The following is a 24,933-nucleotide window of genomic DNA, read 5'->3' as shown; positions in this document are numbered from 1 at the left end:
TTTGTCATCTTTTTTCAGCGAGGATTCAGTATTTTTGCATGGTAAAAAATTACAATTTAAAACTATAAACATATGAAAGTTACCGTAGTAGGGGCAGGAGCTGTTGGCGCTAGTTGCGCAGAGTATATTGCCATTAAAGATTTTGCATCTGAAGTAGTGGTTTTGGATATTAAGGAAGGCTATGCTGAAGGCAAGGCCATGGACTTGATGCAAACAGCTTCTTTGAACGGATTTGATACAAAAATAACAGGAACAACAAATGATTATTCCAAAACAGCAGGTAGCGATATTGCTGTTATCACTTCAGGTATCCCTAGAAAACCTGGAATGACCAGGGAAGAATTAATAGGTATTAATGCGGGAATCGTTAAAACTGTATCTGCCAATTTAATTGAACATTCACCTAATGTTATATTGATTGTAGTGAGCAACCCTATGGATACCATGACATATTTAGTTCATAAAACAACAGGATTGCCTAAGAATAAGATTATAGGTATGGGAGGTGCTTTGGATAGTGCACGTTTTAAGTATCGTTTGGCAGAAGCCATGGAAGCTCCTATATCTGACATTGATGGTATGGTAATAGGTGGCCATAGCGATACAGGTATGGTTCCTTTGGCGTCACATGCTACAAGAAACAGTATCAATGTTTCAGAGTATTTATCTGAAGATCGTCTTAATCAGGTGGTAGAAGATACAAAAGTAGGTGGGGCAACATTGACTAAATTATTAGGAACAAGTGCTTGGTATGCTCCGGGTGCTGCCGTTTCTTCTTTGGTTCAGGCCATTGCCTGTGATCAAAAGAAAATGTTCCCTTGCTCAACCTTGTTGGAAGGTGAATATGGCCTAAATGATATTTGCATTGGAGTGCCCGTGATTTTAGGTAAAAATGGTATCGAAAAGGTTGTGGATGTGCCACTTTCAGATGCTGAAAAAACCAAAATGCAGGAAAGTGCTGCAGGTGTGACTAAAACCAATGGGCTGCTAGAAGTTTAGACTAGTTTTTATAAACAAATTTGATAAAGGCACTCTAATTAATTAATTAGGGTGCTTTTGTTTTTACATTAACTCATAAATATATTGTCAAATCTTAGTGTAAATCATATATTTGCAGGCTGTTGAGAAAAGCACACATAAAATATACTTAAACAATGCAAAATAAAGGACTTATAAAGCTTTTTGCCTTCTTATTCGGGCTCGTTAGTATCTATCAATTATCATACACTTTCATCACCGGTAAGATTGAGAAAGATGCAGAAGTTTATGCTTCCAATCAAATTACTGAAGCTGAGGAGAACTACGTTTCGAAGAGAGAGGCTCTTGAAGTTAGGTATCTTGATTCTATTGGCGGAAACCCCATTTTAGGTTACACCAATTATGATGAAGCCAAGAAGAAAGAGTTGAACAAAGGGCTTGACCTTAAAGGAGGGATTAACGTAACGCTACAGATTTCTGTAAAGGATATACTTAAAGGTCTTGCGAATAATACGAAGAGTCCAATTTTTAATAAAGCTTTGGCAGATGCTGATACTGCTTCTAAGAGTAGCGATGATAACTATGTTGACCTTTTCTTTGATGCTTTTGATAACATTAAAGGCGATTCAAAATTAGCTTCCCCGGAGGTTTTTGCAAACAAAGGACTTAGTGATGAGGTTAATTTTCAAATGACGGATGATGAGGTAAAACCAATTATCCGAAGAAAAATTGATGAATCCATAGTCTCTGCTTTTGAGGTATTACGAGAAAGAATAGATGGTTTTGGAGTTACGCAGCCTAATATTCAACGTGAAGGAAATTCAGGTCGTATTTTGGTAGAATTACCAGGAGCCAGAGACATTGCCAGAGCTCAGGAATTATTATCCAGTACCGCACAATTAGAGTTCTGGGAAACTTATGAGCAAAACAATCCTAGTTTTGGAAGTTTTATCGTTGCCGCTAATGAAAGACTTAAGTCAATTGTAAAGACTGATGATGCTATAGAAGAGCCTGTAAAAGAGGAATCGGAGCTAGATTCTTTGCTGTCAGATGCAACAGATTCATTGGATCTTGCAAGTCAAGTAAATCCTCTATATGATATTTTGCTTCCTGCTAATCCAGGAACAAATGCAATGTTCAGGGCAGCAATAAAAGATACTGCGACCGTTGGGGCATACCTTAGAATGCCTGAAATTCAAAGATTGTTACCTGCTGATATTCAGTTTACCAAGTTTTTATGGGAACGCCCATCAGCGGATAATGTAGAGGTTCTTGATTTATATGCTTTAAAGTCAAATAGAAGTAGTACACCTAGAATAGCTGGTGATGTCGTTAGTGATGCAAGGGATACTTATGATCAGTTCAGCAAGCCAGCTGTGAGTATGAGTATGAACTCAAGAGGTGCTAAGGAATGGCAAAAATTGACCAGCGATGCAAATGTTAACAATACAGGTATTGCAGTTGTATTGGATAATAAGGTATACACTGCACCTGGTTGTTCTGTAGTAGGTGGCATTTCTGGTGGTGGTACTGAAATTACCGGTTCATTTACTGTTGATGAAACCAAGGATATAGCGAATGTTTTGCGAGCTGGTAAATTACCTGCAAAGGCTGAGATTATACAATCAAATGTTGTAGGACCTTCTTTGGGTCAAGAAGCTATTGATAGTGGTTTTATGTCGTTTTTGATTGCTATGGCAATCGTACTTGTTTGGATGGTATTTTATTATGGTAAAGCTGGAATCTTCGCGGATATTGCTCTATTGTTGAATATACTCTTGATTTTTGGAGTATTAACGAGTTTGAGCGCGGTTCTAACACTTCCTGGTATTGCTGGTATTGTATTAACCATTGGTATGTCAGTTGATGCTAACGTGCTTATTTTTGAACGTATAAAGGAAGAACTTGCCAAAGGCAAAGGAAAGTCCCAAGCTGTTTCTGATGGATTTGGTAATGCACTTTCATCTATTTTGGATGCGAATATAACAACAGGTCTAACAGCTTTGATATTGTTCTTATTCGGTTCAGGACCAATTAAAGGGTTTGCAACAACCTTATTAATAGGTATTCTTACTTCTTTGTTTACAGCCATATTTATTACAAGATTATTGGTTGATTGGTACCTGAGCGGTAAAGGAAGAACCCTGGATTTTTCTACACCATTGACCAAAAACCTATTCAAGAATATTAGCATTAATTTCTTGAGTAAGCGTAAAATAGCTTATGTAATTTCATTTATTTTGGTTGGTATTGGTTTGTTTTCACTGTTCTTTGGACCAGGGCTGCAACAGGGTGTTGATTTTATAGGAGGACGTTCATATCAGGTTCGTTTTGAAAAGGAAGTTAGTGCTTCCGAAATCGCATCGGAACTGAATACGGTTTTTGGTAGCGGTACCAATGTGAAGATTTATGGAGAGAATAATCAAATAAAGATTACTACTCCATATAAAGTTGATGTTGAGGGTGTTGAGGTAGATAATGAAATTCAAGATAAATTATATACTTCATTGCAAAAGTACCTACCAGATGGTACAACAAAAGCCAATTTTATAGTAGGTAGCGATGACAGGGCAATTGGTATTATGCAGTCTGTTAAAGTAGGGCCAACCATTGCGGATGACATTAAGAACAATGCGTTTTTGGCCATTATAGGATCGTTGGCAGTTGTATTCTTATACATACTTTTACGTTTTAGGAAATGGCAGTTCTCGTTAGGTGCTGTTACCGCCGTATTCCATGATGTGTTGATCGTTCTAGGAATCTTTTCAATAACCGGAAAGATTATGCCATTTAATATGGAAATTGATCAAGCTTTTATCGCAGCAATTCTAACAGTAATCGGGTACTCTTTGAATGATACCGTGGTGGTTTTTGATCGTATACGTGAGATTGTTGGTGAAAGAGGCTGGAAAGGTGGAGATAATATAAATTCAGCTGTGAATAGTACGTTAGGTAGAACATTAAATACTTCTTTAACAACCTTGGTTGTTTTATTGGCGATATTCATTTTTGGAGGAGAATCGCTTAGAGGATTTATGTTTGCTATGATAGTAGGTGTTATTGTAGGTACGTATTCATCAGTGTTTATTGCGACACCTGTTATGTTTGATACTTTGAAAAAGAAAATTTTGAACGATAAAGAGGAATAAAAATAAAAAAACTAACTCAATTAAAAGGGGCCGCTAAATAAGCGGCCCCTTTTTTTATATTGGAGTTTTTTATATTATTTCGAGCCATTTTTTAGCTTCTTTGGTATTACCAAAGGATTTACATTGATAACCAAAATTATTGATAAAAGTTACTTGACGTTGATATTGTAAAAACAATTGTTTATTAAAGGCGACACCGGCAAGTTTATAGCTGGGATTCCATCCTATAGACTTGAATGCTTCGGCAAAAGCGAAAGCATTGGAGGTGCTCAATATTTTATTTAATCTTGAAATGGCCAATACTTTATATAAATCATGTTCTTTACACTTATTTGCCACTTCGGTCCAAAGTCTAATACTTTCTTCCAATTCATTGGTAGTTTCACGTATTCCCGTAAATTCAGCTACAAGGTAGTTATCATAAATTCTAAGATCAAGTTTAATTGGCATGTTGATTATTTTAGTGTTTATAATCTATAGCTTACAAAATATTTAATGACTTTATCAAATATTTAATAATCATTTTTTAGTATCATTTTTATTATGAAACAACTTGCTTTCATAACTTAAATCAGAAAAAAAATAGTCTTAAAAAACAACATGTTGGCAAAAACTATTTTATCAGGAGCAATTCCTGCAATTTTGAAATTACTTTGCAAACCGATTTGGCTCAAAACTTAGGTTATTACAAAGTCTGAAATAATTGGTTAATCTTCCTACAACCCCCGATGAGTCCATGATAATATTTTCAGGCTCCTTTTTTGCTAAACCGGCAACTTTCGACCTAAAATTCAATCCCTTCAGAAATTTCTTCGCCAGAAGTTCTAAACCCAGTGAATTCAACCAACAAATGACCACTGAAAACCTAATGTTTTAGCCGTAATGATAATTTTATTGAATTTACTAGGGGAGGAGCAATGCAAAGGTAGTTAAGAGTCCAAAAAGAATAAAATATTAAAACAAATAAAACATAATGATTACTTTATATACCAAAACTCTTTATTTCTATGAGGTCTGACCGATGGAACCCATATCACTTGTTTTAAGTATTAATTGATTGGTAGGGGACAAACCAGGCTCTTTTCTGTGAGAAACAAAGATAATGGCAGAAGAACTTTCTAAAGCGATTTTATTTACAAGGTTGACAAGAAGCATTGCTGATTCATCGTCAAGACCGGCCGTCGGTTCATCCAAAATTAATAATAAAGGATGTTTGATCATTGCACGAGTGGTCATAACCAACCTTTTTTGGCCCATTGTGAGATCATGAAAAAGAGTATCTTTCATTTCCCACAAATTAATGAGTTTTAACCATTCTTTCGCTAATCTAGTTTGGGCTTCCGTTGGCCTTACGTATAACCCGACAGAATCTAGAATGCCTGAAATAATCATATGTTCCACGGAGTGATAGCCAGTAAATTTATCGGTCATTGAAGGTGTAAAATAGCCAATGTTCTTTTTAATATCCCAAACACTTTCCCCACTGCCTTTTTTAAATCCAAATAAGTAAAGGTCTTGCCCATATCCTTTTGGGTTTTCGCCAGTAATCATGGATAAAAGTGTTGTTTTTCCGCTTCCGTTTTTGCCACTTAGTTCCCAAAAATCACCTTTGTTGATTTGCCATGAGATATTTTTTAAAATTGGCTTCTCAGCGTAACTCACATTCACTTTGTTAAGCTCAATTAATATCGTGTCTTTGTATTCCGACCATTTCAAAGGGGGAGGTATAGAACCGTTAAAATACTCCAAATTTACATTTGGATTTAGGTTGTCTAGTTTTGGCAATTTTAAGAACTCACTTTCTCTTAGTTGCGCATAGTTGGATACAAAAGGAAGCAAGTCATTTTTTCGACTTATTATCTGGATTATTATGATATTTTTTGATAGTGATTTTAGGGTCGTTTGGAATTCAACTTGGAAATCTTGATCTAAATTATCAAAGGGATTGTCTAATACCAGGAAGTCCGGTTTGGTATTTAATAAGTAATTTAAAAGAACCCTCTTTTGTTCGCCACTGGACATGGTCTGCAATGATTGCTTACTATTACCAGTAATTCCGCTATCTCCATGCCTACTTTCTTTAACAATTAATTTAAGTAGAGCCAGTTTGGAGAAAAGAGCACCCTTTAAACCTTTTATCGAAATTAGTGCTTCAGGAATATTTCCATTGAACAGATTATCGATAAAAGCAATCTTCTCCGAGGAATTATCTATGAATATGGCCCAATGCGCTTTAGCTAGCATGTTGCTCCAGGTTTGTCTTCTGTATTTTCTATTTTTTTTATATACACCACAAAAAATACGGATTAGTGATTATTAACCCGAAAGATATGAACGGGATTGTTTTTGTAGGTTGTGGTCTTATCAATTGACATACCATTTCTTAATGCTACCTGTTGAGAAGCTTTGTTTTCAACATGTATTATGGAGATCAAGGATTTGGCCAGTCCGTTCTCGAAAGCGAAGGACTTACATTTTTGAGCTGCCTCAGTTGCGTAGCCCATATTTCTAAATAGAGGAAGGAGAGAATATCCAATTTCAATCTCCTCCATTTCGTCTACTGTCTGTTTTAGTAGCCCGCACTGACCTATAAAATTCTCGGTCTTTTTGTCTATTAATGCATTCATGCCACCCAGATTGTTCTTGTACCGGTAAAATACTTTTTCAAACCACAGTTGACAAGCCTCATCTGGTGCAATGGTCTTTTCGTTCCAGTGTTCGGTGCTCGAAGGGTCCTGGAAAAAAGGAAGCCATAATTCAAAATCCGTAGGTTGTATTTTTCTAAAATGTAACCTTGTCGATTCCTCGTTTGATAAGAGGTAGCTCCTAGAATTCATAATTTATTGAATTCTACCCTGTCACCAATCTCCAACAACCATTTTTCAGATAGTCCAGCATTGATTTCCAAAGCATACTTTACTGGTACTTGGGAGGGTAATAACTTTTCATCAAATGGCCTGGCATTTTCTTGAAAGCTGGCAATTTTTAGATTTTCATCCAAAAAAACAATATCCAAGCCAAATTCAGTGTTTTTCATATGGAAAAAATGCTGCCGAACATCGGGGAAGATAAAAAGCATACCTTGATTTTTGGCCATACTCTTACGATACATCAGGCCTGTCTCGGTTTCATAGCTAGATTCAGCTATTTCAATATCTAAATTAACAACTATAGAATCAGTTTGGCCCTTATAAATGGCTAACGTACCTTCTTTTGTAAAAGTCACCATCTCGGTTTTGATTATTTTTTTGGAATCTTCTTTGCAAGAAAAGAAAAACACAAACAGACCAAAAACAGTGAAAAACAACTTATCTAGTTTTATCATTTATTCAGAATTAAGCATAAATGAAAGAATGCCTTTTTTACGACTTCTTTGTACTGGGCCTAAACATAAAATAGAGACCTATTAAAATGAAAGGGATACTTAACCATTGCCCAGTAGATAATAGACCCAGCGATTCCTCGAAACCACCTTGACTTTTCTTCACAAACTCTACGAAGAAACGAATCGTCCATAACAATACAAGAAATAGTCCGAACAAATACCCCAGTTTATTCTTCTTATCAGTCTTCCAGTATAAGTAATATAATAGCAAAAAGACAAAAATATAACAAACACCTTCATACAATTGTGCTGGGTGTCTGTACGGAATTTGAGCCAGATACTCTGAGAATTGTGTATTGTTTTGAATAGCATCATATGCCGCATTAACAGTTTTTTCCTTGGTGACACCCAAAGCTTTGGAAGGATGCATATCATCGGAATCACGAATGAACTTAGTGGCGAAAATGAAAGATTCGTCAGTTACTTTTCCATTGATCTCCGAATTGAAAAAATTGCCCAATCGTACACAGAATGCCCCGATTGCAACAGGAATAACAACCCGGTCCAATACCCATAGCAATTTAAACTCAGGAAATTTTCTAGTATATAGATACATGCCAATAATTACGCCTATCGCAGCACCATGACTTGCTAAGCCAGTAAAGCCTGTAAATTCATAACCATTTATAATTCCAAAGAGGGTCTCACCAGCGTTTTCACGAATAGGTAGTAAGATTTCTGCAATGTGGTTTTTATAATAGGGCCAATCATAAAAGAAAACATGACCCAATCTGGCACCAAGCATGGTTGCCAAAACTGCATGTATAAAAAGGGAATCTAGCTGCTCTACTGATTTCTTTTCATTGTTGAATACACGTTTCATTATATACCATCCGAGGGCGAAGGCAATAATCCACAATAAATTATAGTATTTAATTTGAAGGAATCCTATTTTGAACAGTGTTTCGTTCGGGTTCCAAATAAAGCCTAAAAAGTGCATATGTAAAATTTGAAAAGCTAAGATAGCTATTTAGAATAAAGTACTCGGTATTGATTCGATGGTATTTGAAATATTCAAATGAACCCATTTGAATTGTGTTAAGGAACGGGGTCATAACCTTTTCCTCCCCACGGATGGCAACTGAAAATACGCTTTATAGAAAGCCAACCTCCTTTAAAGAGACCATGTTTTTGCAAAGCCTCTAATGTATAGTGTGAACAGGTAGGGGAATAGCGACAAGTTGCAGGTGTGTATGGCGAAATTGCATATTGGTAGAACTTGACCAACAGAACAAAAGGTGCAATAAGTACTTTCTTCACTGTGATTCTATTTTCCATACAAAAAGTCAATAAGCTTTACAGAAAGAATAAGGCGGGTTTAAGAAACGCTAAAAGTAGTACCTTCTTTCCCATCTTTAAGTTGAATGCCTAAGGCTAACAATTGATCTCGAATTTTATCAGATGTGACAAAATCTTTATTGCTTCGTGCTTCATTCCGAAGTTGAATCAATAATTCAACAACGCCCTGAAGTTTATTTGAATCTTGACCACTTTCATTTTTTTGCTCCAATCCAAGAACTTCAAATACAAAACCTTTCATTGTTTGCTGAAGTAATTCTTTATCTGAAATCGAAATACTTTCGTTACCCTCTTGTATGAGGTTAATATGTTTAACGGCTTCAAACAAATTTGCAATCAAAATAGGTGTGTTGAAATCATCGTTCATGGCATCGTAACATTTTTGGCGCCATTCAATGACATCGAAATCTGATTTCCCACCGGCATCCAAACCATCAAGGTTTTCGACAGCTTCCATTAATCTTTGATATCCTTTTTCAGAAGCCAGAAGCGCATCGTTACTTAAGTCAAGAATACTTGTATAATGTGCCTGCATCATAAAAAATCGAACAACCGACGGAGTAAATGCTTTACTCAAGATATCATTTTTACCTGTGAATATTTCACCTGGAAGAATATTGTTTCCTGTTGATTTTGCCATTTTTTTGCCATTCATGGTCAACATATTGGCGTGCAACCAGTAATTTACAGGGGAATGACCATTGCTTGCTTCGGCTTGGGCAATCTCGCATTCATGATGTGGAAATTTAAGATCCATTCCTCCTCCATGAATGTCAAAAGTCTCTCCAAGATATTTTGTGCTCATAGCTGTACATTCCAAATGCCAACCAGGAAAACCATCACCCCAAGGTGAAGGCCAGCGCATAATATGCTGTGGTTCTGCTTTTTTCCACAATGCGAAATCTTGAGGGCTTCTTTTGTCACTTTGAGCAGTAAGTTCACGTGTATTGGCTATCATGTCTTCCAATTTTCTTCCGCTCAATTTACCGTACTCAAAACTCTCATTGAATTTTTTTACATCAAAATAAACAGACCCATTTACCTCATAGGCAAATTCTTTTTTAAGAATTTCCTTGATGATTTCCAATTGCTCAATTATATGACCCGTGGCAGTTGGTTCAATGCTAGGAGGCAGAAAATTAAACTGATCTAATATGTTGTGGAAGTCCACAGTATAACGCTGAACGACCTCCATCGGCTCTATTTTTTCAAGTCTTGCCTTTTTGGCAATCTTGTCCTCTCCTTCATCTGCATCATCAACCAAATGGCCCGCATCCGTAATATTTCTTACATAACGTACTTTATAGCCTAAATGCTTAAAATATCTGAATATCATGTCGAAAGACATGAAAGTTCTACAATTGCCCAAATGTACATTGCTATATACGGTAGGTCCACAGACATACATGCCTATATGACCCTCGTTAATAGGTTCAAAATCTTGTTTTTTTCCGGTAAGTGAGTTGGAAACTTTTAGTTTTTGTTCTTTGTACAATTGCATCTTAGGCGAAAACGATTAAAATTTTGTATCCAGATTTAAATATTCCAAAAATTCACGACGAACTGTTTCGTCTTTGAATTTACCACCGTATTCAGCAGTTACAGTACTACTTTCGACATCCCTGATTCCTCTGGAATTTACGCATAAATGTTTGGCATCTATTACGCAGGCAACATCCTCGGTATTCAATACTTTTTGAAGCTCTCTAACTATTTGAATATTCAATCTTTCCTGAACCTGTGGTCTTTTTGCATAAAAATCAACGATGCGATTCATTTTGGACAAACCTACGACTGTTCCATTAGAGATGTAAGCAACATGAGCCTTTCCTACAATCGGTAATAGATGATGTTCACATGTGGAATACAATGTTATATTTTTTTCGACCAGCATTTCACCATACTTGTATTTATTCTTGAAAGTTGATGATTTTGGCTTTCTCTTTGGGTTTAACCCACCGAATATCTCATTAACAAACATTTTAGCAACACGATTAGGTGTACCATTCAGACTATCGTCATCTAAATCGAGACCCAATGTGAGCATTATTTCTCTCACATTCGCTTTAATACGTTCAATTTTTTCATCATCGTTTAAAACAAAAGCATCGTCACGTAATGGGGTGTCTTCCGCCGAAGAGACATGATCATTTCCCATGTCCTCAAAATGCTCTTCCAATGTACTATCTAATTTCATTCAAAAATAACTTTACAGAACGGCAAAGATATACATAATATGGCACTTTATACCACCATTACGCCATTACACAACATAAATTAGTGTTAAGAAAAAGTGCTGATTATTTTTATAATCTCCAAGTTTGGAACTATTAGATGAGGCAAAAAAGTGTTTTTATCTGTTTGGCTTTGCTGTTAGGGTTTTCTTCTGCTTTTGCTCAGATTGCCCCTGATTGTGGCAATGCTATACCCATCTGTAATAATACACCAGTTAATGGGGGTACAATGGGCTATGGTTCTGATGATTTTAATGGGGCACAGAAGACCGGTTGTTTAGAACAGACCACTACAGGTGCAATAGAATCAAACTCAGGGTGGTATCGTTTCAAAACTGGCGCATCAGGTCAATTGGGTTTCAATATTGGTTTTGATACGGAAGAAGATTGGGATTTTGCCCTTTACAAGACTAGCGATTGCAATAATCTTGGGGATCCTATTCGGTGTAATTTTTTTGATAATCAAGATGAAAGTGCCTTTGTAGGTGTAGGTCAAGACCCAACGGGAGATGTTGAAAATATTCAATATGAAGATTGGCTTCAAGTTGAACTTGGAGAGGACTATTATTTGTTAATCAATAATTTCAGTAATAATAACTCTGGATTTTCAATTCAATTTTCGGGTAACATATTCGTGACCAATCCCTATGACGCATTGGATTGTTCAATCATCAATAATTTACTGGGTCCACCTATTGCTGCTTGTGAAAATGATATAGTTACCTTGGATGCCACAACAGCCGACGCTATCAATTATGACTGGTACGAAGACCTTGGAAGCGGTTTTCAACCCGTTATGGGGCAGCACAATTCAACCCTACAAGTAACAAATTCAGGTACGTATAGAGTTCATGTTGCAACTCCGACCAACAATAACATCAATAGCTATGTTCAAGTTGCTTATTCCCCTTTGCCTGTCTCTTTCGCAATAACTGATGATGCCTCATGTTCTGGTTCTGAGATTTATAATCTGTCACAAAAAGATAGTGAAGTACTAGGTGTTCAAAACCCCACAGAATTTATTGTGAGTTACCATTCGTCATTGACCGATGCAACCAACGGACAAAATATATTGCCTAGACAGTACACAACAGGTAATGGTTCCCAAACCATATATACTAGAGTTACATCTATAAATAATCCGATGTGCTTTGATGCATCTGAAGAATTTCAACTTACCAATTTAGAAACGCCAATAATGAATTTTGAAACTGAGGTTTACCTCTGTGCTGAAAATTCAAGTACTACAATCGGTGAGCTCTCCCCACCAAATTCTAATTATACATATATGTGGGATTCTGGTCAAATTACTTCCAGTATTGTAATTACACAGGCAGGAACATATACGGTTACTGCAACGAATTCGTTAGGAGGATTAAGTTGTAGTGATGTAAGAACAATAAATGTGACAGAGTCAACTACACCTGTGATTACAGATATTCTTATTGAGGATTTACAAAATAATAACACTGTTAGCATAATAACCGATGTGACCAACAATGTTGAATACCGATTAAATGATGGGGATTTTCAAACTTCGAATGTTTTTATAGATATAATACCGGGAATGCATACGGTAACGGTTAACGATACAAATGGCTGTGGAACGACAACAGAACAGATTGTTGTCGTTGGTTTTCCGAAATTCTTTACTCCAAATGGGGATGACAATAATGAGTTATGGCACATTGCTGGGATTTCTAATCTTGAAAACCCTGTTGTATTTATATACGATCGCTATGGTAAATTGTTAAAACAGTTGAGTCAAACAGATAGTGGCTGGGATGGACATTTTAATGGAAACTTATTGCCTTCTTCTGATTATTGGTTTAAATTGACCTATTTAGATAACCTTGGGCAAAGGAGTACTGCGAAGTACATCAATAATCACTTCTCATTAAGAAGATAGCCCGATTTGTTTTTAGGATCAATGCATTTTATCGATTAACTACGTAAATTTTCGCTAAATTATAATAAAAGAATAGTGCTAGAGTTATACTATTTATCAGTAGTATAATGTTAGCCCCATATTCTATGCGAACACTAATTTGCGTTGTTTGTTGTTTTTTCCTGTTTACAATAGGGATGAACGCCCAAAACTCTCCGGATTGTAGAAGTGCAATTCCTGTATGTGCCGATGGTCAGCCAATAATGCCAATGGTGGATGGAGGTGGGGATATTGATGATTTTGATCCAGATTTTATTCGACAAAGCGGATGTTTGGAAAAAGGAAGTGTTAGTTCTGCGAATATTGAGAATAATACATCTTGGTTCGTGTTCAGGGCCGGAACAGGAGGTCAAGTTGGTTTTGATATAGAGGCTTTACCAGTGGGCGGTGTCGGTACTGTGACTGCTGAATGGGATTTTGCAGTATATGGCCCAGATGTTGATTGTGGGAGTATAAGTAATGGTACAGCGCAACCAATTAGATGTAATTACGAAGTTAATACCACTAGTTTTACCGGTATAGGGGTTAATCCTGAGAATGGTGTTCCGGGAGGGCCTTTTGTAAAGGGTAGTCAAAATACTTATGATGATTGGTTGGATGTACTTCCCGGAGAAGTATATTATATATTAGTCAACAATTTCAATACTAATTTTAATGGTGATGCTGAAACTTTTTCCTTGACTTTTACTGGTAGTTCTGTTGATGCAGATCAGGATAATGCTTTGGACTGTACCCTTAGAGATGAATTTTTAGGATTGGATATAACGGCTTGTGAAGGTGACCCTGATATTATCCTGAGTGCTTTAAACTCACCCGCTGGTCCTGATATTACTAATGTCATATGGTCTGTAGACTATGAAGATGACGGTGTTATTGATGCGGTATTGGCAAATGGCCCGACTGAAACGGAACTCACAGTTTCTAGTCCAGATTCTGGTCGATACTTTGTTGAATTGCAACCTAGTCTTTCAGCAGGAGTCGTGACGGATGATATTTTAATCACTTTTTATGGAATACCAGCTCTTGAACCAGGAAACGAAGTAACAATTTTAGATGATCTTTCGGATCGTAATAATGTTGAGTTCAATGTTGTTGGTAATGGAGATTATGAATATGCAATCAATGGGGGTGAATTTCAAGACGACCCAATTTTTATAGATGTTCCCCCAGGTTTGAATTCTGTTATTGTAAATGATAAAAATGGATGCGGGACTTCGGGACCTATAGAATTTTTAGTGGTGGGGTACCCTAAGTTCTTTACTCCAAATACAGATGGCTTTCATGATTTTTGGAATGTCCTTGGTATTGAAACCCTTACCGATCCCGTCGTTCACATTTTTGACCGATACGGTAAACTTTTAAAACAGCTGGATGAGACCACTATAGGGTGGGACGGTACTTTTAACGGTAAACCAATGCCATCTTCGGATTATTGGTTTAAAATGGAATATTCACGTGATGATGGTGGTGCTTTGGTTGCAAAGACATTACGGACTCACTTTACATTAAAACGATAAATTAAAAAAGACCGGTTTTACCGGTCTTTTTTAATTTATTGGGTTTTTGCTTTTAGAAATTCATGGTATAACTTAAAGTTACATTTGTGTTTATTTTGTTAATTAGGGCAGGTGTGGTAATACCAGTGTTAAACAACTGCATGTTATAATCTTGCTCTGTTCTATTTACGGCAAGGTCTAATTTACTCCCCCCAAAGTTGTAACCAAGTCCGCCAGAATACCCTGTTAGATCACCAATATTATTTCCGTCGGAATAAGGACTTTGTTCAAACCTGTAACCTGCACGAAGACTTACTTGGTCCACGCGGTATTCTCCACCTAATCTAAAAGAAGATACTGCGCCAAGATTATTGGCTATTTCTGAATTAATGGTCGCGAAACTTGAATCACTTGTTGGTCTTAACTCAGCCTGTGACATATCTTGATAGCCGTAGTCAAAGCTTAGAAGTCCTTCCTTGCCAAAAACCAAAGCCATACTACCCGTAAGTTTTGCAGGTGTTTTTATGGTGTATGCTTCGAAAAGGTTAACGACATCAAAGTTTATAAAATTGATATCATCATCAGCTAGGTCAGAATCGATTCTTTGAGAAAAATCATCGGTTAAGCGATACCATGTTGGTGATTGATAACTACCTCCAAGTCTTACACTTTGGTTTAGCTTAGCTATAGCTCCCAAAGTAAATGAGAACCCCGAACCTTCAGTATGTAGAAAATTGAAAAAATCTGTATTCTGAATTGGTGAGGAAGTATCATAACCATTTTCACGAAATTCATCAACTTGATCATAAAATATTGTGTGAAAGTTCAATGATGCACCTAGATAAAGCTTATCTTGATACTGTGAGGCGAGATTGAATGTAAATTTGCTATTAAACCCCGAGGTTAATCTTAAAAAGTTATGGTTTACATTGTCGTACAATGCATTGCTATTATATGTTGTGGTGGCTTCATCCTGGTCTTCTGGATCTAAAATACCTCCGTAGTATCCTAAAAATGCCTGTTGATCACCAAATCCCTGATTAGAACCTATATCTAGATAACCATCTTCAATATATTCTCCGTCCTGAAGTAAAATTGAACCAAAAGGAACCCCTTGGGCAAAACTCAGAAAATAATTATCGATTCCTTGATTACTATCCCCCTGTATGTTGAATTCATCATCAAAGTTCTGAACTATGTCATAGTTGATGGCTATTGCCATTTTTTTCCAATCGGAATTGCCGTTACTTTTAAAAACAAAGACACCACCAAATTGATTAATATCAACATCATTGGTTTTGATTCCGGAATAGGTTCCAAAGTAGTTGGCCAAATTATCCATTTCGTAATGGGTGCCAGAAATTGTAACTAAACCGTTATTGAAAACGGCAGATCCGGCTGGGTTAACACTAAGAGCCGAAAGGTCACCGCCCAAAGCTCCAAATGCACCACTCATACCTTGAAAGCGAGCTGTTCCCTGTAAATTTTCATGGCTGAATCGTAATACGTCATTTATGTTTTGGGCGCTTACTAAGGTGCATGCCAAAATCACTATGAAAGTTAAATATCTTTTCATCTTATTTTTTTTGAATGTCTCTTTTGAATAATCCAGATTTATTGTCTTCTACCACCGCTTCTGCCCGAAGAAGACCGGCCACTTGATGATCTTGAAGAGCCCCCAGAGCTTCTTGCGCTACTGCCTGAACTTCTGGAGCTACCTCCAGAACTTCTGTAGCTGCCGCTGCTTCTAGTACTTGAACTTTTGCTTCCTGATCTATAGCTACTGCTCCTTGGCGCCGAACTTCTATAAGATTGTGAACTTCTAGTGCTTCTTCCAGAACTTCTATATGTAGAACCACTTCTAGTACGACTACCTGAACTTCTGTAGGTAGAACTTCTTGGAGTAGAAGATCTTGTAGTGCTTCGAGTTCCAGAAGAACCACTTCTATATGTGCTACTTCTAGGGGTACTGCTTCTGTAATATTGACTGTTCCTGGATGAACTATTATATCTTGGGGTTGTCCTAGTACTTCTACTTGTACGATAAGCTCTGTTTTGGTCAACACCAACAGTTCTTCGAGCGGTAGAATTACTTCTGTAAGTGCTTGTTCTTCTTGTATTGGCACTACTTCTTGTACTACCAATCCTTGAGGATGTGCTATTGCTTCTATATCTAGGTGAAGTTCCTCTGGTATTCAAATTAGACCTTCCTCTAAGATTTCTGGCTGAGCTATTACCAGCTATGCCACTTGTGTTATAATAACCTCGTCTACTTCTGTTATAGGCATAATTTCTATAGCTGCCATATCGGTTATAATATCTATTTCCGTAGTATCTGTTACCATAATAACCACCATACCCGTAACCGTAGTAAGGATTACGCCAAGGGCTATAATAGCCGCCCCAACCATATCCGTAACCGTACCCATACCCATAGCCGAAGTGCCAAGGGTTATATCCGTGGTATCCATAACCGTAATAAGGGCTCCAGGCGTTCCAACCCCAATTGTTCCAACTGCTTAAAATCCATGGGTTATAATAGCCTCCATAGCCCCAGTTGTTCCAACCATTGTCATAAATATTAATGGTAACACCAGTGGAGTTGTCACCCCAACCGCCATAACCTTCATAATCATTTTCGGGTTTGTAGTAATCGGTCAATTCGCCTTTTTGCGGAAGACTATCCTGTTCTATTTCACTTGAATAAGAATCTATATCAGTAAACACTTCGCTATCCAATATTTCACCATATTCATCGGCCTTCTGGCCAAAATAATCTGAGTAAGGGTCGTGTTCTTTTTTCTTCTTTACCTGTTGCGGTGCTTTTTCAACAACACGAACGTTATCATCTTCGTATATGCCATCATTATCATAATATGATGCTTGCTGGTAAGAACCACAGGAAACGACCAATATGCCGGCAATGGCAAGAAGGGTCGCGGTGCGAATTCTTGATAGGGGTAGAGAATGTATCATCGTTTCAAATTTTATTGTTGAACATGTTAAAAATAGTTAGTTTTACCGAACTATTTTGATAACATTAACACAAGTTTTGTGCCAAACTACGCATAATGGGTAAAAATTTGACAAAGAGAAGTGAGGATTATTCCAAATGGTATAACGAGCTCGTAGTAAAAGCTGATTTAGCAGAAAATTCGGGGGTTCGCGGATGCATGGTCATTAAACCATACGGATTCGCCATATGGGAAAAAATGCAGGCCGGACTGGATAAAATGTTCAAGGAGACGGGGCATGAAAATGCATATTTTCCGTTGTTCATTCCAAAATCATATTTAAGTAAAGAAGCTAGTCACGTGGAGGGTTTTGCAAAGGAATGTGCAGTTGTAACCCACTATAGGTTAAAGAATGATGAAAGTGGCAAAGGCATCATTGTTGATCCAGATGCAAAACTAGAAGAAGAACTTATAGTTAGACCTACTTCGGAGACCATTATTTGGGATACATATAGAAAGTGGATACAATCATATCGCGATTTACCATTGTTGATCAACCAATGGGCGAATGTTGTGCGATGGGAAATGCGTACACGTCTTTTTCTTAGGACTGCTGAGTTTTTATGGCAAGAAGGGCATACTGCCCATGCCACAGAAAAGGAGGCCATTGAGGAGGCTGAACAAATGATGCATGTATATGCCGATTTTGCAGAGAATCATATGGCAGTACCTGTTATTAAAGGAATCAAGACAGAAAGTGAGCGTTTTGCTGGAGCTATAGAAACGTATTGTATAGAGGCGTTAATGCAAGATGGAAAAGCTTTGCAAGCAGGTACATCACACTTTCTTGGGCAGAATTTTGCCAAGGCTTTTGATGTGAAGTTTGCAACCAAAGAAGGTAAACAAGAATATGTTTGGGCAACTTCTTGGGGAGTTTCAACGCGATTAATGGGAGCTTTGGTAATGACACATAGCGATGATAGTGGCTTGGTATTACCTCCAAAATTGGCACCAATTCAAGTGGTAATCGTTCCAATTTATAGAGGACTTGAGCAATTGGATGCTATTTCGGAAAAGGTGGGGCCTTTGGTGAAAGAGTTAAGGGCGAAAGGAATCTCTGTAAAGTATGACAGTAGAGACACGCATAAGCCAGGTTTTAAATTCAACGAATATGAATTAAAAGGAGTGCCTGTACGTCTGGCAATAGGCCAGCGCGATATGGAGAATGGTACTTATGAGGTAGCAAGGCGCGATACTTTTGAAAAAGTTACCATACCTGAGGATGAAGTGGTATCAAAAATTGAATTTCTATTGGAAGATATCCAGAAGAATATTTATGCTAAAGCACATAAGTATAGGGAAGAGCATATTACCGAGGTTAATTCTTATGAAGAATTTAAAAAGGTGCTGGAAGATAAAGGAGGTTTTGTTTCTGCCCATTGGGATGGTTCAATTGCAACTGAGGATAAAATAAAAGAGGAGACAAAAGCAACAATACGCTGTATTCCGTTGGAGAATGATGCATCTTCAGGTAGTTGTATGGTTACTGGTAAACCTTCGTCAAGAAGAGTACTATTTGCTAAGGCGTACTAAAAATTGTTTAAGCTCTTAAAATAGGTGATATTTAAGATTGGTGCTACTGGAAACAATAGTAAACAGCAATGGCTCAGACTTAATTTTAAGATTAAGAAAAAAAATAATTAGTAGGTGTTGCGATAGTTAAAAATAATTGTATTTTTGCATCCGCATTTTGTGCAAAGTAATGGTCCGTTCGTCTAGGGGTTAGGACGCCAGGTTTTCATCCTGGTAACAGGGGTTCGATTCCCCTACGGACTACAAGGTTGTTTTGAAATAAGGGGGTAAACTGATTATTTAGTTGTTCCCAGTATAAAATGGCCCGTTCGTCTAGGGGTTAGGACGCCAGGTTTTCATCCTGGTAACAGGGGTTCGATTCCCCTACGGGCTACCAAGAAAAAAAAGGATGAAGTATCCTTAAAACATAATAAAAGAGAAGATGGCAAATCACAAGTCAGCATTAAAGAGAATCAGAAGAAATGAAGCTGTTCGTTTACGTAACAGATATCAGCATAAAACTACCCGTAATGCTATCAAAAAATTACGCGGTGAGGAGAAGAAAAAGGATGCTGAGAAGTTATTGCCTGAGGTTGTTAGTATGATCGATAGGTTGGCCAAACGTAATATCATTCACTCCAACAAAGCTGCTAACTTAAAAAGTAAATTGGCAAAGCACGTTGCTGCATTGTAATATACTTTTCAAAATATTTTATAAATGCCCTGACGGTACCCGTCAGGGCATTTTTTTTTGCCTTACGTTTCTTTTTGCGAGCAAAAAGCCTAGGATAAAGCAAGAGTACATAAATGCTATTAATAGATGTAGTATTTGCCGTATATACAGCTCTTGATATAAACCATGGTCATAATGCCCTATGATAAATATGAATGGGTAAAAAGAATAAAAAACCAAAAGCCCTATACTGATCCAAAATAACAGGTCCCTATTATTCCGAATTTCTTGGTTTGATTTCAATTGAATAAAATAAAACCATATGCAGGCAATTAATACGACCGATCCTACAGTTGAAGCAAATAATTGTGGTGAGAGAACAAAATCCTGAAAAAATGGGTTGACTAGACTAACAATAATAAAAAGTATTCCACCATATTTTATTAATCGCTTAAACCTTTTGGCATAAAGTACAATCCAGAAAACGTAAAAAAAGAATAAGAAGAATATAATATCGAATATATTGTAAATCAGGAGGTTGTAATATGAGTATCCATCTAAATAAACAATTTGAATTTCCTCAACATCCCTAATCAAGAGACCAAGGATTTCCGTGATCAGAGTATATGTTATGAGTATGGGTAGGTATTTTAAAACAGTGTCAAAGTATTTTTTATAGGTGACCAAAGAAAAAACCAAAGCCAAGGCATAGAAAGCCAAGAAATAATTGTTGAATAGAAAGTCTGTAAGTTCGCTAACCATAATTGGTCATTATATTCTAAGTATCTTAAGTTCAAAATGAATACCTATTTAATTTTTAGGCTTCTTTTGGGCGCATTTGTCTCATAAGTAAAAAACCTAGGACAAAACAAGAATACATAATTACAATTAATATGTAATGAATTTGTCTAAGAAATAATCTTTGGTAAAGGTCATAGTCAAATCGGGCAGTGAGCGAAATAAATGGAAATAAAAGATTAAAAACCAAGAGACCAAAACTTATCCAAACCATTAGATTTCGCTTCTTTTCTTTTTGTTTCTTAATCTCATTATAATAAAGAAAAATAGCAACTATCAGAATAATGGAACCTACAGTCGATGCATATATTTGAGGGAAAACCAGGACATTTTGAAAAAAAGGATTGACAATTGCCGCGATAACATAAATTAGAGCTCCATACATAATAATGCGTCTAGATTTTAAATTCTTTACAACTCTCCAGAATAAGGAATAGAAGTATATAAAGAAAACAACATCGTAAATGTTGAATACAAGATAGTTTGCATAGTGATAACTCTCCTCATAAACAATTTGAAAACCTTCAAAATCCCGAATTAAAATACCAATTAATTCTGTCACTAGTGTGTATGCGATGAACATCGGAAAATATTTTAAAACACTTTCGAAATAATAACGATAGCGAATTAAAGAAATAATCAATGCGGCCACATAGAGTGGAATAAAATAGTTTTTTGCTAAAAAATCGAACAAATTTTAGGGTATAACTTAATATTAATTATATGGTGGTGGCGCGCCTCCACCTTTATTCATAGTAAGACTGGTTCCGGCGTAGAAAGATGCATTCAACGTTGTGTTTGTCGTTGATTCAGGCATATTGGGTAAAAAAGAGGCATGTGACTTAGTATTGTCATTGTCAATGCTACCAACTCCATTAGTATCTATTGGTCCAAAACTGTCTGAGAGTAGTACTGCCTGTTGGTCAGCCTCAGTTCCTCCGATATAGAATAGATATTCCCTATCTTTTCCTTTCAATGTAGGAGACAACATCACTGAATTTTGTCTAGGGTGTAATATAGGTTCTCCATTTTCAAACTTAGGACTGTCCGGATAATTTGAAAAATAGAAACGCAATCCAGAGATTTCTACATTCGCCCTTTTGGCCTCCTGTTCTATAAAAGCCAAGTATTGTTTTATTGTTTCGTAATCGTAAGACACATAGCGTGCAACATCAAACTTTTTCTTGCCTCCGTTGATTGAGTCCTCATAGTTTTGAATCAATGGCATTCTGCGATCGGTGTAATTATCATACATCTTCTTCGCTTGGTCAATCTGTACTATTTGTTTAGGAGCCAAGACTTCTGGAGCATCTTCTTGTTCCTTTTCCACTTTTTCAGCACAACTATTAAGACTGAAAACGAAAAGAGATAACACAATTAAACGAAAAAGAGATTTTTTTGGTTTGATCATAACAATGTTTTTAGGTTATAGAATGTTCATGCAAAAAAAAACAGGGGGAGTGTATTCTTTGCCTTATAAAGATATTAAAATAACCCGATTACATTAAAATTGATAATGAATTAATAAATACCTAAGTTGTTGAATGGTAATAAAAAATCCCAAAAGCCTAGACCTTTGGGATTTATGTTTTATGAGTTGTAAAGAGTACTACTGATTCATTGTCATTAAGAACTCTTCATTGTTCTTAGTCTGTTTAATACGTTGCTCAATAAACTCCATTGCTTCAATAGGATTCATGTCTGCTAGGTATTTTCGCAATATCCACATGCGTTGAATCGTGCTTTCATCAAGTAATAAATCATCTCTACGTGTGCTGGATGAAGTAAGGTCAATAGCAGGGAATATTCTTCTATTACTGATCTTGCGATCCAGTTGAAGTTCCATGTTACCGGTACCTTTGAACTCCTCAAATATAACTTCGTCCATTTTTGATCCAGTGTCCGTTAGTGCTGTTGCGATGATAGAAAGTGATCCACCTCCCTCAATATTACGGGCAGCTCCAAAGAAACGTTTTGGTTTATGTAATGCATTGGCATCTACACCACCACTTAATACCTTTCCAGATGCTGGTTGTACCGTATTGTATGCTCTTGCCAAGCGGGTAATTGAATCTAATAAGATAACTACATCGTGTCCACATTCAACCAAACGTTTTGCTTTTTCCAACACTATGTTCGCAACGCGAACATGCTCCGTAGCTTCTTTGTCAAAAGTAGAAGCAACTACTTCGCCTTGTACATTCCGTTGCATATCGGTTACCTCTTCAGGGCGTTCATCAATCAATAAAACAATAAGATAAACTTCAGGATGATTGGCAGCGATGGCATTTGCAACATCCTTCAAAAGCATCGTTTTACCAGTCTTTGGTTGTGATACGATCATACCTCTTTGCCCTTTTCCTATAGGAGAGAACAAGTCGATGATACGTGTAGATATGCTCGCCTGACGTTCTGAAAGATTGAATTTTTCATCAGGGAACAATGGTGTTAGATGCTCAAAAGAAACTCTGTCACGAACAACCTGTGGATCAATACCATTTATTTTGTTCACTTTAATTAAAGGAAAGTACTTTTCACCTTCTTTTGGCGGGCGCACATTTCCTAAAACAGTATCACCAGTTTTTAAGCCAAACAATCTAATCTGTGATTGGGAAACATAAATATCATCTGGTGATGAAAGATAGTTGTAATCAGATGATCTTAAGAAACCATAACCATCTTGCATAATGTCCAAGACACCTTCACTAGCGATAATACTATCAAATTCAAACTCAGGTTCCTTGTACCTGTTTTTAAGATCTTTGTCAAAATTGCTGTTACGTTTATCCTGACCATTTTTTTGATGATGAGGTTTTTTAGCATGTTGATTTTTATGTTGCTGACCTTTATTGTGATGGTCCTTTTTGACATTTTGATTGGGATTTGGCCTTGGGTTTGGTTTATTCCCTTGTTTTTGCTCTCTTTTGACCGGTGGTTTAGAAGTTTCTGATTGTGCTGGTTTAACAGCCTCAGTCTTCTCATTCTCGGTTTTAGGACTCTCTGTTTTCTTTTCTGCAGCGACACGTGCTCTTTTAGGTCTAGGAGCAGGTTTCTTTTTCTCGGCAGGGTCAGGGGAAGTCGATAGTTCCGCTGTTGCCTTTGGGTTTGCAGCTTGTAGGTCTAATATTTGGTAGACCAAATCCAGTTTTTTTAAACTCTTGAACTTTGGGACTTTCAATCCCTTTGCTATTTCCTGCAATTCAGGAAGCTTTTTCGATTTTAAATCTGAAATCTCGAACATTAAGTATGGTATAAATTATACGTCTTTAGAAAATTTAAGAAGTGTATTGTTATTTGGGTACTTCGAGGGAAAAGAATCCCCTTATTGGTAAGTGATATAACTAATAACGCAACAATATTACAAATTATTTTCAATAATACAGGGATATTTTTTAAAAGACATGTATTTTTGCCTTTCGAAAAGGAAGAAAAGCAATGATTCAAAGAGTTCAATCTATATTTTTATTGGTGGTGGCCTGTATAAGTGCACTTTTGCCAATATGGTTGAATCTTTGGAAAAATGCTGATGGAAATGAGGTTTTTGCCCAGACCGAAATGGGGACAATGATCGCTTTTTATAGTTCAGCGGTATTGGCGATTGTTGCCATATTTTTATTTAAGAAAAGACAAAATCAATTTGTTGTTAACAGATTGAATATGATATTGAATCTTTTTTTACTAGGATTTTTCGTTTACCGATCGCTAAACTTATCCGGAGAAACCTTGGTTTCAGAGAAGGGTATTGGGATGTTGATTCCTGTATTTTCTATCGTTTTTTTAGTTCTGGCCAACAGAGCTATAAAGAAGGATGAAGATCTTGTAAAATCTGTGGATCGTTTGCGTTAAACCTAACATCTTAGTAGTATTAGTGCGTAAACCCTGATGGAAGCATCAGGGTTTTTTGCGTTTTAAAAAGAACTGGATTCAAGTAATATCATCTTTTACCCAGTTCAATTATTTCTAGGTCTTTGATTTCTGCACCATCGATAACAAATCGTAGCATGGTCCGTACTTGATGGAACCCGTGTTTTCCGCAGGCACCGGGATTCATATGAAGTAGATTCAATTTTTTGTCCCACATGACTTTTAGAATGTGTGAATGACCACTAATGAATAATTTAGGTGGGTTGGCTACGATTTTCTTTTTGACTTTGGTTTTGTATTTTGGTGGGTAACCTCCTATATGGGTAATCCAGACATCAACTTCTTCACACATAAATCTTTTGTTGAGCGGAAATTCTTTTTGAATGATATGGTCATCAATGTTTCCGAATACCGCTCTAAGTGGTTTTATTTTTTCAATGGCATCAGTTACTTCTAAATTTCCAATATCGCCGGCATGCCAAACTTCATCGGCCTGTTTAGCGTATTTTAAAATTGAGTCATCAATATGGCCATGGGTATCAGATAACAAAAGAATCTTGGTCATAAAACTTAAATTAAGCTT

Annotated in this window: 22 protein-coding genes and 2 tRNA genes; 9 read left to right on the top strand and 15 right to left on the bottom strand. The window is 36.7% G+C overall.

Annotation, left to right across the window (positions count from 1 at the left end; all coding sequences use genetic code 11):
• Positions 1–72 precede the first annotated feature (72 nt).
• Both FB2170_RS03110 and secDF read left to right on the top strand, forming a co-directional pair.
• Positions 73–999 (top strand): malate dehydrogenase, encoded by a 927-nt coding sequence (locus FB2170_RS03110; protein WP_013305051.1) that lies wholly within the window; start codon positions 73–75, stop codon positions 997–999.
• A gap of 155 nt (positions 1,000–1,154) precedes the next feature.
• A complete protein-coding gene (gene secDF / locus FB2170_RS03105; RefSeq protein ID WP_013305050.1) occupies positions 1,155–4,127 on the top strand; it encodes a protein translocase subunit SecDF in 2,973 nt (990 codons plus the stop codon).
• Between the two features lie 69 nt (positions 4,128–4,196).
• Here secDF and FB2170_RS03100 read toward each other — a convergent pair whose 3' ends face one another.
• The 8 genes from FB2170_RS03100 to folE all read right to left on the bottom strand — a co-directional run bounded on the left by FB2170_RS03100 (position 4,197) and on the right by folE (position 11,008).
• Positions 4,197–4,577 (bottom strand): hypothetical protein, encoded by a 381-nt coding sequence (locus FB2170_RS03100; protein WP_013305049.1) that lies wholly within the window; start codon positions 4,575–4,577, stop codon positions 4,197–4,199.
• Between the two features lie 555 nt (positions 4,578–5,132).
• Positions 5,133–6,371, bottom strand: a complete 1,239-nt coding sequence (locus FB2170_RS03090; RefSeq protein WP_013305047.1) for an ATP-binding cassette domain-containing protein — start codon at positions 6,369–6,371, stop codon at positions 5,133–5,135.
• Between the two features lie 62 nt (positions 6,372–6,433).
• Entirely contained in the window at positions 6,434–6,964 is a 531-nt protein-coding gene (locus tag FB2170_RS03085; RefSeq protein WP_013305046.1) for a GNAT family N-acetyltransferase, read from the bottom strand.
• On the bottom strand, positions 6,961–7,452 hold the full coding sequence (locus tag FB2170_RS03080) for a DUF192 domain-containing protein (protein ID WP_013305045.1): 492 nt from the start codon (positions 7,450–7,452) through the stop codon (positions 6,961–6,963). Before FB2170_RS03080 ends, FB2170_RS03085 begins: the two co-directional genes overlap by 4 nt.
• A 37-nt stretch (positions 7,453–7,489) precedes the next feature.
• Complete coding sequence (gene lgt, locus FB2170_RS03075) at positions 7,490–8,452, bottom strand: prolipoprotein diacylglyceryl transferase (RefSeq protein WP_013305044.1); 963 nt, start codon at positions 8,450–8,452, stop codon at positions 7,490–7,492.
• 98 nt (positions 8,453–8,550) lie between these two features.
• Positions 8,551–8,790 (bottom strand): membrane protein insertion efficiency factor YidD, encoded by a 240-nt coding sequence (gene yidD / locus FB2170_RS03070; protein WP_013305043.1) that lies wholly within the window; start codon positions 8,788–8,790, stop codon positions 8,551–8,553.
• Positions 8,791–8,830: 40 nt separating this feature from the next.
• The gene (gene cysS / locus FB2170_RS03065) at positions 8,831–10,312 is read right to left on the bottom strand and encodes a cysteine--tRNA ligase (RefSeq protein ID WP_013305042.1); all 1,482 of its coding nucleotides are present in this window, start codon (positions 10,310–10,312) and stop codon (positions 8,831–8,833) included.
• A gap of 15 nt (positions 10,313–10,327) precedes the next feature.
• Entirely contained in the window at positions 10,328–11,008 is a 681-nt protein-coding gene (gene folE / locus FB2170_RS03060; RefSeq protein WP_013305041.1) for a GTP cyclohydrolase I FolE, read from the bottom strand.
• 137 nt (positions 11,009–11,145) lie between these two features.
• On the opposite strand from folE, the gene FB2170_RS03055 reads away from it, so the two are divergent.
• Positions 11,146–12,954: a T9SS type B sorting domain-containing protein gene (locus FB2170_RS03055; protein WP_013305040.1), complete on the top strand. Its 1,809-nt coding sequence runs from the start codon at positions 11,146–11,148 to the stop codon at positions 12,952–12,954.
• Positions 12,955–13,079: 125 nt separating this feature from the next.
• Complete coding sequence (locus tag FB2170_RS03050) at positions 13,080–14,510, top strand: T9SS type B sorting domain-containing protein (protein ID WP_041633009.1); 1,431 nt, start codon at positions 13,080–13,082, stop codon at positions 14,508–14,510.
• 52 nt (positions 14,511–14,562) lie between these two features.
• On the opposite strand, the gene FB2170_RS03045 is transcribed toward FB2170_RS03050, so the two are convergent.
• Positions 14,563–16,065, bottom strand: a complete 1,503-nt coding sequence (locus FB2170_RS03045; protein ID WP_013305038.1) for an OmpP1/FadL family transporter — start codon at positions 16,063–16,065, stop codon at positions 14,563–14,565.
• Between the two features lie 38 nt (positions 16,066–16,103).
• Entirely contained in the window at positions 16,104–17,465 is a 1,362-nt protein-coding gene (locus tag FB2170_RS17135; RefSeq protein ID WP_193363980.1) for a hypothetical protein, read from the bottom strand.
• Between the two features lie 95 nt (positions 17,466–17,560).
• On the opposite strand from FB2170_RS17135, the gene proS reads away from it, so the two are divergent.
• The 4 genes from proS (at position 17,561) to rpsT (ending at position 19,709) form a co-directional block, all read left to right on the top strand.
• Entirely contained in the window at positions 17,561–19,036 is a 1,476-nt protein-coding gene (gene proS, locus FB2170_RS03035) for a proline--tRNA ligase (RefSeq protein WP_013305034.1), read from the top strand.
• A 171-nt stretch (positions 19,037–19,207) separates the two neighbouring features.
• Positions 19,208–19,279: transfer RNA gene (locus FB2170_RS03030), tRNA-Glu, on the top strand.
• A 58-nt stretch (positions 19,280–19,337) separates the two neighbouring features.
• A tRNA-Glu gene (locus tag FB2170_RS03025) sits at positions 19,338–19,412 on the top strand.
• 45 nt (positions 19,413–19,457) lie between these two features.
• Positions 19,458–19,709, top strand: coding sequence for a 30S ribosomal protein S20 (gene rpsT, locus FB2170_RS03020; protein WP_013305033.1), 252 nt, complete (start codon positions 19,458–19,460; stop codon positions 19,707–19,709).
• Positions 19,710–19,751: 42 nt separating this feature from the next.
• On the opposite strand, the gene FB2170_RS03015 is transcribed toward rpsT, so the two are convergent.
• The 4 genes from FB2170_RS03015 to rho form a co-directional block, all read right to left on the bottom strand.
• Complete coding sequence (locus tag FB2170_RS03015) at positions 19,752–20,450, bottom strand: hypothetical protein (RefSeq protein ID WP_013305032.1); 699 nt, start codon at positions 20,448–20,450, stop codon at positions 19,752–19,754.
• A 55-nt stretch (positions 20,451–20,505) separates the two neighbouring features.
• Positions 20,506–21,180, bottom strand: coding sequence for a hypothetical protein (locus FB2170_RS03010; protein ID WP_013305031.1), 675 nt, complete (start codon positions 21,178–21,180; stop codon positions 20,506–20,508).
• Between the two features lie 21 nt (positions 21,181–21,201).
• On the bottom strand, positions 21,202–21,897 hold the full coding sequence (locus tag FB2170_RS03005) for a hypothetical protein (RefSeq protein ID WP_013305030.1): 696 nt from the start codon (positions 21,895–21,897) through the stop codon (positions 21,202–21,204).
• Between the two features lie 198 nt (positions 21,898–22,095).
• Positions 22,096–23,727, bottom strand: coding sequence for a transcription termination factor Rho (rho, locus tag FB2170_RS03000; RefSeq protein ID WP_013305029.1), 1,632 nt, complete (start codon positions 23,725–23,727; stop codon positions 22,096–22,098).
• A gap of 194 nt (positions 23,728–23,921) precedes the next feature.
• Here rho and FB2170_RS02995 point away from each other — a divergent pair, with 194 nt between their 5' ends.
• Entirely contained in the window at positions 23,922–24,332 is a 411-nt protein-coding gene (locus FB2170_RS02995) for a DUF4293 domain-containing protein (RefSeq protein ID WP_013305028.1), read from the top strand.
• 88 nt (positions 24,333–24,420) lie between these two features.
• Here FB2170_RS02995 and FB2170_RS02990 read toward each other — a convergent pair whose 3' ends face one another.
• On the bottom strand, positions 24,421–24,915 hold the full coding sequence (locus FB2170_RS02990; RefSeq protein WP_013305027.1) for a metallophosphoesterase family protein: 495 nt from the start codon (positions 24,913–24,915) through the stop codon (positions 24,421–24,423).
• Positions 24,916–24,933: the final 18 nt, after the last annotated feature.

Source organism: Maribacter sp. HTCC2170 (assembly GCF_000153165.2).
Lineage (GTDB): Bacteria > Bacteroidota > Bacteroidia > Flavobacteriales > Flavobacteriaceae > Maribacter_A.
Note: the sequence above shows the minus strand (reverse complement) of the source record. Positions and strands in the feature narration are given on the sequence as shown.